The sequence below is a fragment of the Micromonospora coriariae genome (assembly GCF_900091455.1).
Classification (GTDB): Bacteria; Actinomycetota; Actinomycetes; order Mycobacteriales; family Micromonosporaceae; genus Micromonospora; species Micromonospora coriariae.
In genome coordinates, this window is record NZ_LT607412.1 from 6,078,366 (window position 1) to 6,093,607 (window position 15,242).

Below are 15,242 nucleotides of genomic sequence, written 5' to 3' on the forward strand. Positions count from 1 at the left end.
CGTCCCGTACCGGGGGACTAGCCTGGGTCGACGGCGGCGATTCGGTGACGCTGAGTGGTCGATCAGGCGACGAGGGCGTGTCGGGCGGGGCCGCGGTGCGGGGCGATGCTGCTGCCGTCGGGGAGCAGCTCGCCGGTGTCCTCGAACACGATGACACCGTTGCAGAGCAGGCTCCAGCCCTGCTCAGGGAAGCAGGCGAGGACGCGGGCGGCTTCCCGGTCGATGGCTTCGGCAGAGGGGCAGGTCGGTTGGTGCTGGCACATCGGGTTCTCCGGACTGTGGGGGCACTGTGTCATGGTTCACATGACCAGTGACGCACAGTACCAAGCGAAAGTGTCCAGCATCGAGCAGGTGCCGGTCTGGTTCGCGGGAAATCCACTGAACGGATGAGGAAGGTTGGGCCGTACGGCGTGGAAACGCTCCCACACGTGTACGCCGCAGACCGCGCCCCGGCTGCATCGGTCGATGCACCCGCGACGCCCCCCGGTTGCCGGGGCGCGCTCGTCGAGCGGGCCCGCCTGCAGTGGCGCCGCGCCGACGGCGGCGATCCCGCCGCGCTCGCCGAGGAGTTCCTCGCCGCGCACGGCCTGCCGCTGCACGACCTGACCCGGCCCGCCCCCGCGCACCCCGCCACCGGCGCCTGCGGCGCCGCGCTCTACCTGTCCGCCGCCGCCGGGGCCCAGCTGGCCGGCGCCCCCACCGGAGCGCCCGACCCCGCACCCGCCCTGCCCGACCTCGCCGTGGTCGTCTACGACCACGGCGCCGCCCGGGTCACGCCGCCCGGCCCGCCGGCGCCCTGGTGGCTCGGTGAGTGGACCGAGAGCTGGACCCCACGCCAGCACGCCGACGCCGTCGACGCGGTCCGCGCCGCCATCGGCCGCGGCGACGTCTACCAGACCAACCTCGTCGGCCACGCCGCCGCCCGCTACACCGGCGACCCGCTGCCCGCCCTGAGCCGCCTCGGCGCACTGCCCGGCGCCCGCTACGGCGGCGTGCTCACCGGCGACGGCTGGGCCATCGGCTGCGCCTCACCGGAGACCCTCGTCGAGGTCACCGCCGGGCAGCTGACCACCAGACCCATCAAAGGCACCCGCCCGGCCACCCCCGCCGGCCGCGGCGAACTGCTCGCCAGCGCCAAGGAACGCGCCGAACACATCATGATCGTCGACCTGGAACGCAACGACCTGGCCCGCATCGCCCGCACCGGCAGCGTCCGCGTCGACGACCTGTTCGCCGTACGCCGCTGGTGCGACCTGTGGCAGGCCGAGTCCACCGTCAGCGCCACCGTCGCCGACGGCCTCGGCCTGGCCGACCTGCTGCGCGCCACCTGCCCCGGCGGCTCGGTCACCGGCGCGCCGAAACTCGCCGCCCTGACCCGGATCGACGCCCTCGAACCCGTCGGCCGGGGCGCCAGCATGGGCGCGTTGGGCTGGGTCGCCCCCGGCCGGATCGACCTCGGCCTGACCATCCGCACCGCCGCCGCCGACGGCGAGCGGCTGCACACCTGGGCCGGCGGCGGCATCACCTGGGACAGCGACCCCGGCGCCGAGGTCGCCGAGGCCGCCGCGAAGACCGCCCCGATCCGCGCCACCCTGGCCGGACGCTGAACCCGCCGCGACCGGCGATACGCTGACCGGCATGACCATGCGGCCCATCCGGATCATCGGCGACCCCGTCCTGCGCACCCCGTGCGAACCGGTCACCACCTTCGACGCCGAACTACGCGCCCTGGTCACCGACCTGATGGACACCCTGCTCGGCGCGCCCGGCCGGGCCGGCGTCGCCGCCCCGCAGATCGGGGTCAGCGCCCAGGTGTTCGTCTACGACGCCGACGGGCACCGCGGCCACCTGATCAACCCCACCCTCGAGCTGTCCGAGGAACGCCAGGACGACGAGGAGGGCTGCCTGTCCATCCCCGGCCTGTACTTCCCGACCCAGCGGGCCATGCACGCCACCGCCCACGGCGTCGACCAGCACGGCGAACCGCTGACCATCGCCGGCAGCGGCTTCCTCGCCCGCGCCCTGCAACACGAGGCCGACCACCTGCGCGGCACGCTCTACGTCGACACCCTGCGCGGAGACATCCGCCGCCGCGCCCTGCGCGAGATCCGCGCCGGCCGGTTCGACTCACCGAGTCGCCGCCGCTAACGGGCGGTCAACGTCCACTCGTCGTAGTCGGCGACCCGGCTGAAACCCACCCGCTCGTACAGCCGCACCGCGGCCGCGTTGTCCGCCTTCACGTTCAGCGTCACGTGCGCGACGCTCTCGCGCAGCCGGGCACACAGCGCCGCCACCACCGCCGCACCCAGACCCCGCCCCCGCCACCGCGGATCGGTCGTCACGTTGCCCAACGCCGCCACCCGGTAGGCCGGCGACCACACGTGCACCCCCGCCACCGCCCGCAGCTCACCGCCGTCGCGCACCCCCACGTACTGCCCGGTGTCCAGCATCCGCGGATCGAACCAGTTCTCCGGGTACGCCCGCGCGTACAGCCGGCGCAGCGGCGGCAGGTCCGCCGCGCCGAGCACCACGCCCGCCGGGCGCACCTGCGCGAGACGGGCCGGGTCGGTCAACGCCATCCGGTGGTGCCGGCCACCGGAATCCAGCCGGAACGACCCGGCCAGGGCGTCGGCCAGCCCGGGGGACAGGTGCGCGTACAACCGGGCCGGCAGCACCGGCGCCACCTCGGCCAGCAACGCCGCCAGCGCCGCGGTGTCCGCCGGCGTCGCGAACGCCAGCAGCGTCGGCGGATCCACCCCGTGATACAGCAACACGACCCGCTCACCCCGGCGGAACCACGAGGTGTACGGCCAGAAGAAGTCGTCCAGGTCGCCCAACTGGTAGGCGTGCAGCACCGGATCACGCCCCAGCAGCTCCGCCAGGACGGCCCGGTCGTGCTCCGCGCGTACCGGCATCAGCGCCGGCTCACCGGGCCAGCCACTGGTCGTAGCCGAGCTTGGCGACCAACGCCACGACCACCACCAGCAGCACCACCCGCACGAACCCCGACCCGCGGCGCAACGCCATCCGCGCCCCCAGCACGGCGCCGGCGATGTTGCACACCGCCATCCCCGCGCCCAGCAGCCACCACACGTGCCCGGTCACCCCGAACACCACAAGCGCACCCAGGTTCGTGCCCGCGTTGACGACCTTCGCCATCGCCGAGCCGTGCACGAAATCCGCACCCACCAGCGCGGTGAACGCCAGCACCAGGAACGTGCCGGTGCCCGGACCGATCAACCCGTCGTACAGCGCGATGCCCACCCCGGCCACCGCGATCACCGCCGCCACCCGCACCGGCGTCCGCCGCCGCGGCACCGCCACCACCCCCAGCCGGGGCCGCAGCAGCACGAACACCGCCACCGCCACCAGCACCACCAGCACCACCGGCCGGTACGCCGACGCCGGCACCGCGCCGGCCAGCGCGGCACCCACCCCGGCGCTGAGCACCGCCACGCCCGCCGCCGGCCCCGCCACCCGCCAGTCGACCTTCGTGCGCCGGGCGTACGTCGCCGCCGCCGTGGCCGTGCCGAAGATCGCGGCCAGCTTGTTGGTGCCCAGCGCGGTGGCCACCGGCAGCCCGGGCGCGGCCACCAGCAACGCCGGCAACAGCAGCAGACCACCACCGCCGACCACGGCGTCGACCCAGCCCGCCAGGGCCGCGGCGGCCAGAAGGGTGCTCAGCGATACGGCGTCCACGGGCGGCAATTCTGCCCACCCCGCCCCGCCCCGCCCGTACCGAAGTGGCCAGCCTCACTCGCGCCCCCGCACGTCACCGACCCCGCGCCCGCCGCAACCACACCCCCAACGCGCCCACCGCGACGAACACCAGCACCGAACACAGCAGCAGTTTCACCACCCGGCAACCCTGCCACGGGGACGTAGGGTGCAGGGGTGCGCCTGGCCACCTTCAACGTGCTGCACGGACGATCCCTGACCGACGGGCTCGTCGACCCGGACCGACTCACCGCCGCCGTGCGCGCCCTCGACGCCGACGTGCTGGCCCTGCAGGAGGTCGACCGCGACCAGAGCCGCAGCGGCAACCTCGACCTCACCGCCATCGCCGCCCGCGCCCTGGACGCACCCCACCACCGCTTCGCCGCCGCCGTCGTCGGCACCCCCGGCGAACAGTTCCGCCCCCTGCGCCACGACGACGACGGCCACGGCGAACCCTGCTACGGCATCGGCCTGATCAGCCGCCACCCCGTACGCAGCTGGCAGGTCACCCGACTCAAGCCCGCACCCGTACGCTCCCCGGTGTACGTGCCCGGCCCCGGCGGCGGCCTCGTCCTGCTGCACGACGAACCCCGCGTCGTGCTCGCCGCCGTCCTGGACACCCCGCACGGGCCGCTCACCGTCGCCGCGACCCACCTGTCGTTCGTCCCCGGCTGGAACGCCCGCCAACTCCGCCAGACCATCCGCGCCCTGCGCGCGCTGCCCTCTCCCCGTGTCCTGCTCGGCGATCTCAACCTGCCCGCCGGCGCGGCCCGCCTCATCTCCGGCTGGCGCCCCCTGGGCCGCCGCCCCACCTACCCCGCCGGGCAGCCCCGCGTCCAACTCGACCACATCCTCGCCGACCGGCACGCCCTGGAGCAGCTCCCACCGGTACGCGCGGTCACCACCCCGCTGTCCGCCATCTCCGACCACCGGCCCCTGCTGGTCGACCTCGGCTGAGAGTCGACGCCACCGCCGCGAACGGGACGGCCGGCACCGCTCACGCCTTTCGTGTCGTCGCCCCGCCGCCGGTGACGTAACCGGCGATGACGCGCCCGAGGTGGTCGATCGCGGTGCGGGTGCCGACGGTGACCAGGGTGTCGCCGTACCGCAGGGTCCGCCGCATGTCGGGGTTGAGGATCCGGTGGCCGTCGCGCAGGATCGCGACGACGGCGGCGTCGGTGCCGAGGCTGTCCAGGGGCCGGCCGTCGTAGTCGCTGCCAGCGGGAATCGGCGAACCGGTACCCGAACGAGCCATCACCGGACGCGAGGAGGAGATCCTCAAACTCGTCGCCGAAGGACACTCCTCGAAGGAGATCGCCGAACTGCTGTTCATCAGCGTCAAGACCGTCGAGCGACACCGAAGCAACCTGCTGCAGAAACTGGGCCTACGAGACCGGCTCGACCTCACCCGATACGCCATCCGCGCAGGCCTCATCGAACCCTGACCAGGCCTCCACCACCGAAGCCACGCCCGGCACACACCGCTGTCCCAGCCGGTGAGCGCGGAGCTGGGCTGGCCGAACGGCCAGGGGAGAGGCGACGCCCAGCCGCAAGATTCCCTCAAGATCATTGCATCGACGAACTCCGACAATCATGCTGGTCGAGTCGCGCCACGATCAACTAGTCGGAGGCCACATGAGACGCCAGCGACCCACCGTCATCGCCATATCCACACTCCTCGCCATCACCCTCACCGTCGCACCCACCCCCGCCAACGCCCAGAGCGCGGCAGAACCCAACCAGGTCGCCAACCTCACCATCCGCCAGGCCGACGGGTACGCCACCCTCGCCTGGCAACCCGTCGACGGCGCCACCGACTACCAGATCGAACGCACCGCCGTCGACGCCAACGGCACCCCCACCGGCGCACCCACCATCGTCGGCATCTGGCGCCCCAACCGCCAGATCAACCAACAGGCACCCACCTTCGCCGACGCCGGGTTCAACCCCGGCGACACGTTCCAATGGCGGGTACGCGCCCGCGCCGGCACCACCGAACAGCCCTACTCGGACCCGATCGTCGCCACCACCACCGCACCATGGGGCAACCCCGGCACCCCCGGCGAGCAACTGCGGACCCAGTGGGAAACCGCCCACGCCGCGCAGTACACCAGCGACACCGACGAGTACGCCTACACCGCCGCCATCGACGCCCTCAGCGACCGCGTCCGCGTCGTCGAACTCGGCCGCACCGTCCAGAACCGACCGATCAACATGATGGTCATCGGTTACCCCACCCCGGCGGCCACCCCGGAGACCGTCGCCGCCACCGCACCCGTGGCCATCAACTGCAACGTGCACGGCAACGAACCGGGCGACCGCGAAGCCTGCCTCATCATGGCCCGGCAACTCGCCTTCAGCACCGACCCCCGGATCACGGACCTGCTCAGCCACACCACCGTCCTGATCGTCCCCACCATCAACGGCGACGGCCGGGCCGCCAACACCCGCGGCAACTCCACCGGCCAGGACCTCAACCGTGACTACTCGCTGATCCGCCAGCCGGAGACCGCCGCGTACATCAAGATGGTCCGCGACTACCGACCCGTCGCCGGCTACGACGGCCACGAGTACGGCAACTCCCGCGCCGGCGACCTGCCGATGCTGCCGCCTCGACACCAGAACGTCGCCCAACCCATCTTCGACCAGTCCCAGGACATGATCGAAGGACACATGTACGCCAAGGGCGCCGAAGCCGGCTGGTGGGCCTGCCCCTACGGCTGCGAAGGCGGCGGCAACGTCGGCCTCAGCGAGGAAACCATCCTGCGCAACACCCTCGGCCTCAAGAACGTCGCCAACTCCCTGCTGGAACTGCGCAGCTCCGGCGGGCAGACCCGACCCGACGAGGGCAACACCGCCAACAACCGGCGCCGCAAGACCTACTCGGCCCTGTGGACCTTCCACCAGTTCCTGGACTACCACCGCGCCGACCGCGGCGACATCCTCACCTCCCGCGCCGAGTCCATCGAAATCCAGGCCGCCAACACCGGCCGCCTGGTCTTCCGCGGCTCCCGACCGATCCCCGCCCACCCCGCCCCGCACCCCGGCGACAGCCCGCCGTCGCTGGACGCACCCCGCGCCGACCTCATCCTCGACAACGCACCCTGCGCCTACAAGCTCACCGACGAGCAGTACAACGGCGCACGCACCGACGGACCGGGCGGCGTGGGCACCACCGTGGCGCAGCGCATCGCCGCACACGGCTGGAAGGTCATCAAGACCGACGACGGCTGGTACGTCCCGCTCAACCAGCCCGAACGCGGCCTGATCCCGCTGCTCCTCGACACGAAGGGCGTCGAGAAGCTGACCGACGGCGAACGCGTCTACCCGACCCTCACCGGCCGACGCAACGGACCACTGGTCGTCTCCGGCTTCACCTGCGCCGCCGACGCCACCATCAACGGCCCGATCACCGTCCGGGCCGGCGCGGCACTCGTCGCGACCGGAACCACCATCAGCGGACCGGTCAGCGCCACCCGCGCCGCCGGCGTCCTCCTCGCCGACAGCACGGTCAACGGCCCGCTCCAGATCACCAACACCACCGACGCGATCTCCATCATCGACGTCACGGTCGCCGGCCCGGTCAGCCTGACCGGCAACACCACCGGCACCGACGCACCCCTGCTGGCCGGCAACACCATCCGCGGCCCGCTCAGCTGCACCGCGAACAGCCCCACCCCGATCAACCTCGGCGTCGCCAACACCGTGCACGGTCCGCGCACCACCCAGTGCGCGGCACTGTGACCGTCAGCTAGTCGAGCCGGCGTGCCGGCGGCGCGGGCACCACGCCCGCGCCGCCGGCACACCCCACCCACCGACCCCGACCCGTGGAGCCCGCCGTGTCGAACCCGTCTCGCGCTCTCCGCCTCCTCGTGCCGGCCCTGCTGCTGGCCACCGCCGCCTGCACCGCCACCGCCACAACGGACGCGAGACCACCGAGCAGCACCAGCGCACCCCACGTCACCGGACCACTCTGCGCCGCCCTGCCCACCGGCGCCGACCCCGGAAACCCGACCTTCCTCGCCGGCCAACCCGTCGACCAGGCACTGCGGTGGATCCCCACCCTCACCACGTTCGAGGCGGCCCTGCGCACCAGCGGCGTCCTCGCCGACCTGCCCACCGGCACAGCCGTCACCGTCCTGGCACCCTCCGACGACGCCTTCGCCGCCAAGTTCTCCGAGGACAACTGGGACGACCTGATGGCCCGCCACACCGACCAGCTGCGCACCCTGCTCAAGGCGCACCTGATCGTCGGAACCCACCCCATCGACGAACTGGTCACCGCAGGCACCGCCACCACCCTCGACGGCGCCACCGTCACCCTCGCGCGCACCGGACCCACCGCCCGCCTCAACGACCGGGCCGACGCGGTCTGCGCCGACTACCAGGCCACCAACGCGCGCATCCACATCATCAACGCGGTCCTCGGCCCACTGCCCACCACCGCCGACGACACCGACCAGCGGGCCCACTGACCGCGCTCACCGCGCCCGGTCCACCGCCCCCAGAGCGGCCAACGCCCGGTTGGTGCGGTTGGCCCGCACCGCGTCGCGCTGCTGATCAGCCGTCACCTCGATGTACGTCTGCGACGACGCCAACGACGCATGCCCCAACAACCGCATGATCTCCGCCGCGCTCGCCCCGTCCTCGGCCAACCGGGTCGCGAACGTGTGCCGCAGAGCGTGCAACCGCGCACCCCGCGGCACCCGGTCACCGATGCCCGCCCGCCGGTAGCACGACTCCACCAGATACTGGAGCCCGCCGCGACGCAGCGGCTCACCCCGCCGGTCCACCAGCAACGCCGAGTCCGGGCGTACCGACCGCGACCCGAAGCGCCGCACCCGACTGTCCAGGTAGTCCACCAGCACCCGGTCCAGATCCGCCTCGATCGGCACGACCCGGGGCCGTCCACCCTTGCCGACCACCTCGACCCGCCGTTCACCAGGCCGACCCGCCAGCGATCCGACCCGCAGCGCCAACAGCTCCGACAGCCGCAGCCCGGCGCAGAGCGCCACCGCCAGCACCGCCACGTCCCGCTCCGGCCACGGGTCACGCTGCCGGCCGTCGTCGCGCGCGGCCGAGGCGAGCAGCAGCTCGGGGGTGTCCGCCCCGCGCAGCGGCTTCGGCTGGGGGAGCAGCGCGCGCGGGCGGCCCACCGCCGGCATCGGATTGCCTGCCACCACCCCGTCCGCGACGAGGAACGTGAAAAAGCTGTTCCAGGTGGACCAGGCCCGATGCACCGACGCGGGGGCCCGGGGTGCGGCGAACCGGGCGAACGCGGCCCGCATCACCCGGGGGGAGAGATCGTTGATCGACAGCGAATCACGGGGGAGGGGAGTGGTGACCTCCTCGGCGATCAGGGTGGCCACCGCGTGCAGGTCCCGCCGGTACGCCGCGAGGGTGTGCGGGGAGGGCTTGCGGGTGGCCCGGGCGGTCAGGAACTCCTCGATCAACACTTCGAGCGATTCGTCCCGTTTGTCATGCATAAGGGATATTATGCATGTTTTTCGCGTTGGGCGGCAAGGGGGAGAGGGGAGCATGTCCGAACCCCGGCGGGGTGCGTACCGACCGGGAGCATCGGGATCCAGCCCGTGCGAGAAGCCAGCAGCGTGATCGCCGAGCGGCAGGGCGCCATCAGACCTCCAGCGCCACCGCCAGGGAGCCCGGATATGGAGATCTTGAACAGTTCCCGTTCACCGGTAACGGCAACTGTCCCAAGATTCGCGAGTGCGGGGGGTGAACGCCGGCCGCACGGGGGGAACAAGAGTCCTCGCGGATCGTCTACTTTACATAATGTACATTATCGAATCGGAACTGTTGGGCTGGCACGAACGAGACCCAGCCGGTTGATGTGTACAGGTCCACATGTCGTTTCTCACTTGACCTGGGCCATTCTCAACAACTTGGGCCATCTCTCGAGTCTTCTCATTGAGTTGGGCCACCGAGGCTGCGTCCGGCCCTGCCCCCTGCACCTTCCGTGCCGGCGTGATGATTCGGCTGCACGCGCAGTGCGGGGTGTGCTCCGCACTGTCGTCGACCGGAATCGTGTCTAGCGTGCCGATGCGCGCGGCTCACGCGCGGGATGTGGGTCACCCGTGCCGACGCCTCGGGGTTGTTGATGGTCCCCCACCGCCGGTCGGCCTTGTACATCGTCTCCTGCACGGCATCCTTGGCGTCAGCCTCCGACGCGTAGCCGTTGAGTTCCTTGCGCGCCCAGTCGCAGCGCCCTCGGAACCGGTCTCGACGCCGACGAGAAGGCACTTACGCAGCAGCCCGGCAAGCGGCTCGGATTCGTCGAGCATGCGCTCGCGGAGCGAGCGTCATTGGACGCGGCTCAGACGTCTGCCGCTTCGTCCGCGGTCGGGCCTTGTTCGCCTCTGCTGAGGCGCTCGTAGCAGACCAGGGCGACGAGGAAGGCGGTGAGCAGGCCGAGCGCGGCCAGGGCGGGCAGGATCCGGGCGACGGGTAACAGCAGCACCGGCACGCCGAGGGCGACGAGCTGTGCTGGCGGGGTGGACCTGATGGTGAATCGGAGGAAGAGCACCCGGCCGGTGTGGTAGAGGATCACCCCGCCGTACAGCGCGAGGGTGGAGGTCCAGTCCAGGGGCGTTCCGGCGACGTGCCGGGGCTGGTCGTGGGCCAGGTGCTCGAGGACCTGCTCGATGCCCAGCGCAAGGTAGATAACCCCGGCGATCAGCGCGAAGTGCGCCAGGCTGTACGCGTTGACGGCTACTTGGTTGCGCCGTTCGGTGGGTGCCCTGCCCAATGCTTCGGCGGCAGCCGGCGCGGAACTCTTGAAGTAGCACCACCACAGGCACACCGTCGCGGTGAACGCGAGCAGCGCCGCCACCCGGACCGGCCAATGGGTCACCACCGCCCCGGCACCGGCTCCCACCGAGAACAGGGACTCGCCGAGCGCGATGATCAATACCAGGCCGTGCCGTTCGGTGAAGTGGCTGGGGCTGCGCAGTTGCCACCCGCTGACGGCGGAGGTCAAGAGGCCGCCGCCGAAGTTGATGACGACCGCCGCCGACCACAGCAGGGCCTGCGCGGTGCCGCCGAGCACCGCGCCGAGGATCAGCGGTATCCAGGCCAGAGCCGTCACGCTCCCGTAAAGCCTCAGTGTGGTGCGCAGCCGCCGGTCCCCCATCGCCGCGAAGAAGTAGAGGGTGAGGTGCAGTGCCGTGAGGACGATGTAGGCCAGAGCCAGGGTCAGCGGCGCGTCCACCGTTGCGGCGCCGCGTCGCCAGGCGTCGGGTATGACCAGGGCGGCCACGAAGATCGCGCCCATCGCCACGGTCGTGCCGGCACTGATCAGGCCGAGGTCGGCGCGGGCCTGGTTACCCAGCCAGGTGTAGGACGTCCAGGAGTTCCAGAGCAGCAGCAGCATGATGAGCCCCTGCGCCACGGTGAGTGGTGTCGGCGGATGCCCCATGAAGGCGATGACCCGGGTCAGGGCGAAGATGAACACCAGGTCGAAGAAGATCTCGAACGAGGTCGCCCGGTGCGTCTCTTCGGTCAGCACCGGCCGGGATCGTAAGATAAGCCTCATAGGCACATCTTCTTCGCCCACCACACACAAGGTGCAGGATCGGCGATCCGTTCCGATGGGCTCAACACGAACGATCGCCGCTATCTGCCCTCGCTATCTGATCTCGTTGCCTGGTCTCGCATGACGTCCCGGGTGCCGGCCGACTGCCGATCTGCATGCCTGCATCCGTGCCTACGAACCGTGCCTACGAACCGTGCCTACGAGCGTGCCTAGTGCCGGCGCCGGGTCTGCCTGGCCGCCGGCATGCCTGGTCCTGCAGGCACGCCTTGTCGCGCAGGCGACGAAGCCCACGTGCCTGCTGCCGGCCGGCCGCCGGCCTGTCTAGTCCCACCGGCCGTGTCGGGCTCCACTTGCGTTACGGATCGGTGTCAGTTGTTGGGTTACATGCCTGGCTAGACCCGCCGCGCTCCGTGACCGGTCGGGCGCTAGCCTCAGCCCCCGTAGACGGGGCGCGGATGGGCAGGGTCGGATGACGGACAGGTTCGATGTCGGGGAAGTCATGCTGTCCGGGATCGGCGGCCGGGCGGAGGCCTGGCGCTTCATCCGGGCCTTTGCGGCTGAGTGGACTAGGCCCTTGCGTGAGGGTGACGGGGTTGACCACGAAGAGCTGCGTGATGCGGAACAGGCGCTGGGATTCGAGCTTCCGGCGGCGTTGCGCGAGGCGTACCTGCTGTTCGGCCGGCGCGATGACCTGACAAGGAACCAGGACCGGTTGTTGCCGCCACGCGTCCTTGAGGTCGACGAGAGCGGTGAGGTGCTGGTTTTCCGGGACGAGAACCAAGGCGTGGCCTCGTGGGGCATACCAGTGGCCGACATCGCTGAGCTGGATCCCCCAGTGGTCATGGAGCACGGGGAGGGCTGGCAGCCATTCTTGGACCGTGTTTCGCTGGCCTGCGTGGAGATGGTGCTCACCGAGGTGTTGTTCGGTTCTGAGTACCTGGAGAACGCAGCCGAACTACCGGCCGAGTTGATCAGCGTGGTTGAGGCGAACTACCAGCGGGTGAACTTTCCTGAGTACCCGATGTGGTCTGAACCAGCGGAGCCGGTTCGTTGGTTCTCCGCGCCCGGGCAGTTGCTGCGCCTGGACGGGGCAGGCGAGTGGGCGTGGCTGTTCGTCCGGGGCCGGACGGCCGACGATCTGCGGCGGATCTACGGTCTCATCCCTGGAGATTGGACTCTGGGAAATGCGCTGCTCTAGTGACGGCCTGGGACGGCGACCGCGCCGTCTTGTCGCACAACACTGATACCAGCCGCCAGGCCCTGAGAGACACGGCAGGCGCGGCCCTCAATCCGGCCAGCATCGGCATCGACCGTGCGTTATCGAGACGTCGAGGCACGTGTCGCCCATCAAGTGAAGCCAAGATGTCACGCATCATCCGGAGTATGACATAGTCCCACCGGCCGGTTGGCGCAAACTTTCTGTACCGGATCAAGGCGGGCCCTAACGGGCCGCACGCGCCGCCGCCAGGGCGCGCGCCCGCTCACCCCGCCCCTAAAAACTTGCACCTGGCCCGAGATAATGAGAGCCATGACTCTTCAAGGAATCTCGCTAACTTGGGCCACTGCAGCTCAAGAGCCATCCGCGTGGCCCAGGTCAACTGAGAAATGACAGCACGGGTCCAGATGTAGATCATCATGTGGCGAGGACAGTGAAGGAGAGGGCCATGAGTGACGATGTCACCCAGTACATCAACAAGGCACAGCCGTGGCAGATCGATGTCTGTGAGAAGCTACGCGCGATGGTCGGCCAGACCATTCCAGATGTCGAAGAGCGGCTCCAGTACGGCAAGCCGCACTACCTCAAGAACGGGCACTACGCGGCCGTCATAGCGGTGGCCAAGGACAAGGTCTCGTTCATGGTGTTCAACGCGACGGACATCCCGGAGGTCAAGGGGTTCCTTCGGGCACTGGGCAACGGTGAACGCAAAGCCGTTGACATCAAGGACGGGCAGACCGTCGACTACGGCGCACTTGCCAGCATCCTGGAAAAGACCGCGACCGCCCTGTAGCTGCCAGGGCGTATGCCGTTCGGGTGACATCTCCGCAGTCCACCCGCTCCCCCACGTGCCCTCGTTCGCGGGCACCAGGTTCGGTGTCGCCGGGCCCGCCCGGCGGATGGCCGGAAACGCCAACGGGGCGGCGTACTCCGACGTGGTGTGTCGGGGTACGCCGCCCACGGGCGGGACGAGCTGCGGGACGGGACCCGCGTTGTCCTGGCGGTTACTTCGGGTCGCGGTTGAACGTGGAGGTTGACCAGAAGTAGCCGAGCACCGTCAGGGCCAGGCACCAGATGATGGCGAGCCACCAGTTGTGGCCGATCTCGCTGCTGAGCAGCAGTCCGCGCAGGGTTTCGATGGCGGGTGTGAACGGCTGGTACTCGGCGACCGGCTGGAGCCAGCCGGGCATGGCGTCGACCGGTACGAAGGCGCTGGACAGCAGCGGCAGCAGGATCAGCGGCATGGCGTTGTTGCTGGCGGCCTCTGCGTTCGGGCTGACCAGGCCCATGCCGACGGCGATCCAGGTGAGTGCCGTGGCGAAGAGTACGAGCAGCCCGAAGGCCGCGAGCCATTCCAGGACGCTGGCGTCCGTGGATCGGAAGCCGATGGCCACGGCGACGGCGCCCACGAGCACGACGCTCATGACCGACTGCAGCACGCTGCCGACGACGTGCCCGACGAGCACCGAACCACGGTGGATCGCCATGGTGCGGAAGCGGGCGATGATGCCCTCGGTCATGTCGTTGGAGACGGACACCGCGGTGCCGATCACGGTGCTGCCGATGGTCATCAGCAGGAGGCCCGGGACGATGTACGCGATGTACTCGGAGCGGTCGGCGCCGCCGCCGTTGATGCCTGAGCCCATCGTGTCGCCGAACACGTAGACGAAGAGCAACAGCAGCATGATCGGGGTGAGCAGCAGGTTCAGGGTGAGCGACGGGTAGCGCCGGGCGTGCAGGATGTTGCGGCGCAGCATGGTGGACGAGTCGCGTACGGCGAGGGTGAGGGTGCTCATCGGACGGTCTCCTTGGGCTGGTGAGGGATGGTGGCGCCGCCGGTCAGAGCGAAGAACACGTCGTCGAGGTCGGGGGTGTGCACGGTCAGCTCGTCGGCCTCGATGGTGGCGGAGTCCAGCCGGTCGAGGATGGAGCGGAGTTCACGCTGGCTGCCGTCGCTGGGGATCTGCAGCGCGAGGGAGTCGTCGTCGCGGGTGGCGTCGTGCAGCGCGAAGGCGGCGGACTGGTAGGAGGCCGGGTCGGTGAAGCGGAGCCGGACGTGTCCGCCGGGGATGAGCTGCTTCAGTTCCTTGGCGGTGCCCTCGGCGGCGATCTTTCCGTCGTTGAGCACGGCGATGCGGTCGGCGAGTTCGTCGGCCTCCTCCAGGTACTGGGTGGTGAGGAAGACGGTGACGCCGTCGGAGACGAGTTCGCGGATGATCTGCCACATGTTGTGGCGGCTGCGGGGGTCGAGGCCGGTGGTGGGTTCGTCGAGGAAGATGATCCGTGGGTTGCCGACCAGGGTCATGGCGAGGTCGAGGCGGCGTTTCATGCCGCCGGAGTAGGTGGAGGCGGGCTTCTTCGCGGCGTCGGTGAGGTCGAAGCGCTCCAGCAGGTCCGTGGCGGTGCGGTGGCCTTGGTGTTTGGGCAGGTGGTGCAGGTCGGCCATGAGGAGCATGTTCTCCTCGCCGGTGATGAGGTTGTCGACGGCGGAGAACTGGCCGGTGACGCCGATCGCGGCGCGGACCGCCTGGGGGTTGGTGGTGAGGTCGTGGCCGCCGACACCGATGGCGCCGGAGGCGGGGTCGGGAGAAATGAGGGTGGAGAGGATCTTGACGGCGGTGGTCTTGCCGGCGCCGTTCGGGCCGAGCAGGGAGAAGATCGTTCCTTCGGGGACGGCCAGGTCGACGCCGTCGAGGACGACCTTGTCGCCGTAGGACTTGCGCAGGCCGTTCGCCGCGATGGCCAGGTTGGTCATGA

16 protein-coding genes are annotated in these 15,242 nt (G+C 70.4%); 8 read left to right on the top strand and 8 right to left on the bottom strand.

Features of this window, described 5'->3' with window-relative positions; all coding sequences use genetic code 11:
- Positions 1 to 62 precede the first annotated feature (62 nt).
- Entirely contained in the window at positions 63 to 263 is a 201-nt protein-coding gene (locus GA0070607_RS28180; RefSeq protein ID WP_074310192.1) for a DUF5999 family protein, read from the bottom strand.
- A gap of 123 nt (positions 264 to 386) precedes the next feature.
- Here GA0070607_RS28180 and GA0070607_RS28185 point away from each other — a divergent pair, with 123 nt between their 5' ends.
- Together GA0070607_RS28185 and def are read left to right on the top strand one after the other, a co-directional pair.
- Positions 387 to 1,607, top strand: a complete 1,221-nt coding sequence (locus GA0070607_RS28185) for a chorismate-binding protein (RefSeq protein ID WP_089020888.1) — start codon at positions 387 to 389, stop codon at positions 1,605 to 1,607.
- Between the two features lie 31 nt (positions 1,608 to 1,638).
- Entirely contained in the window at positions 1,639 to 2,148 is a 510-nt protein-coding gene (def, locus tag GA0070607_RS28190) for a peptide deformylase (RefSeq protein WP_089020889.1), read from the top strand.
- Here the strand turns inward: def and GA0070607_RS28195 are convergent.
- On the bottom strand, positions 2,145 to 2,915 hold the full coding sequence (locus tag GA0070607_RS28195) for a GNAT family N-acetyltransferase (protein WP_089020890.1): 771 nt from the start codon (positions 2,913 to 2,915) through the stop codon (positions 2,145 to 2,147). The two genes, def and GA0070607_RS28195, sit on opposite strands and share 4 nt — an antisense overlap.
- 10 nt (positions 2,916 to 2,925) lie before the next feature.
- Entirely contained in the window at positions 2,926 to 3,699 is a 774-nt protein-coding gene (locus tag GA0070607_RS28200; RefSeq protein WP_089020891.1) for a sulfite exporter TauE/SafE family protein, read from the bottom strand.
- Between the two features lie 195 nt (positions 3,700 to 3,894).
- Between GA0070607_RS28200 and GA0070607_RS28205 the strand changes: the two genes are divergently transcribed.
- On the top strand, positions 3,895 to 4,674 hold the full coding sequence (locus tag GA0070607_RS28205) for an endonuclease/exonuclease/phosphatase family protein (protein ID WP_089020892.1): 780 nt from the start codon (positions 3,895 to 3,897) through the stop codon (positions 4,672 to 4,674).
- Between the two features lie 40 nt (positions 4,675 to 4,714).
- On the opposite strand, the gene GA0070607_RS28210 is transcribed toward GA0070607_RS28205, so the two are convergent.
- Complete coding sequence (locus GA0070607_RS28210) at positions 4,715 to 4,972, bottom strand: cation:proton antiporter regulatory subunit (protein ID WP_157743287.1); 258 nt, start codon at positions 4,970 to 4,972, stop codon at positions 4,715 to 4,717.
- Between the two features lie 19 nt (positions 4,973 to 4,991).
- Between GA0070607_RS28210 and GA0070607_RS28215 the strand changes: the two genes are divergently transcribed.
- The 3 genes from GA0070607_RS28215 to GA0070607_RS28225 all read left to right on the top strand — a co-directional run bounded on the left by GA0070607_RS28215 (position 4,992) and on the right by GA0070607_RS28225 (position 8,192).
- Entirely contained in the window at positions 4,992 to 5,162 is a 171-nt protein-coding gene (locus GA0070607_RS28215; RefSeq protein WP_408630925.1) for a response regulator transcription factor, read from the top strand.
- Positions 5,163 to 5,352: 190 nt separating this feature from the next.
- A complete protein-coding gene (locus GA0070607_RS28220) occupies positions 5,353 to 7,461 on the top strand; it encodes a M14 family zinc carboxypeptidase (RefSeq protein WP_089020894.1) in 2,109 nt (702 codons plus the stop codon).
- 95 nt (positions 7,462 to 7,556) lie between these two features.
- Complete coding sequence (locus GA0070607_RS28225; protein ID WP_157743288.1) at positions 7,557 to 8,192, top strand: fasciclin domain-containing protein; 636 nt, start codon at positions 7,557 to 7,559, stop codon at positions 8,190 to 8,192.
- A 6-nt stretch (positions 8,193 to 8,198) separates the two neighbouring features.
- On the opposite strand, the gene GA0070607_RS28230 is transcribed toward GA0070607_RS28225, so the two are convergent.
- Entirely contained in the window at positions 8,199 to 9,203 is a 1,005-nt protein-coding gene (locus tag GA0070607_RS28230; protein WP_089020896.1) for a tyrosine-type recombinase/integrase, read from the bottom strand.
- A gap of 848 nt (positions 9,204 to 10,051) precedes the next feature.
- Complete coding sequence (locus GA0070607_RS28235) at positions 10,052 to 11,242, bottom strand: low temperature requirement protein A (protein WP_157743289.1); 1,191 nt, start codon at positions 11,240 to 11,242, stop codon at positions 10,052 to 10,054.
- Positions 11,243 to 11,738: 496 nt separating this feature from the next.
- Here GA0070607_RS28235 and GA0070607_RS28240 point away from each other — a divergent pair, with 496 nt between their 5' ends.
- Together GA0070607_RS28240 and GA0070607_RS28245 are read left to right on the top strand one after the other, a co-directional pair.
- Complete coding sequence (locus GA0070607_RS28240) at positions 11,739 to 12,467, top strand: SMI1/KNR4 family protein (RefSeq protein ID WP_089020898.1); 729 nt, start codon at positions 11,739 to 11,741, stop codon at positions 12,465 to 12,467.
- A 466-nt stretch (positions 12,468 to 12,933) separates the two neighbouring features.
- Positions 12,934 to 13,278 (top strand): DUF1801 domain-containing protein, encoded by a 345-nt coding sequence (locus GA0070607_RS28245; protein WP_089020899.1) that lies wholly within the window; start codon positions 12,934 to 12,936, stop codon positions 13,276 to 13,278.
- Positions 13,279 to 13,489: 211 nt separating this feature from the next.
- Here GA0070607_RS28245 and GA0070607_RS28250 read toward each other — a convergent pair whose 3' ends face one another.
- Positions 13,490 to 14,281 carry an ABC transporter permease gene (locus GA0070607_RS28250; protein ID WP_089020900.1) on the bottom strand — a complete coding sequence of 264 codons (792 nt, stop codon included), beginning with the start codon at positions 14,279 to 14,281 and terminating at the stop codon, positions 13,490 to 13,492.
- Positions 14,278 to 15,240 (bottom strand): ATP-binding cassette domain-containing protein, encoded by a 963-nt coding sequence (locus GA0070607_RS28255; protein ID WP_089020901.1) that lies wholly within the window; start codon positions 15,238 to 15,240, stop codon positions 14,278 to 14,280. Before GA0070607_RS28255 ends, GA0070607_RS28250 begins: the two co-directional genes overlap by 4 nt.
- Positions 15,241 to 15,242 lie beyond the last annotated feature (2 nt).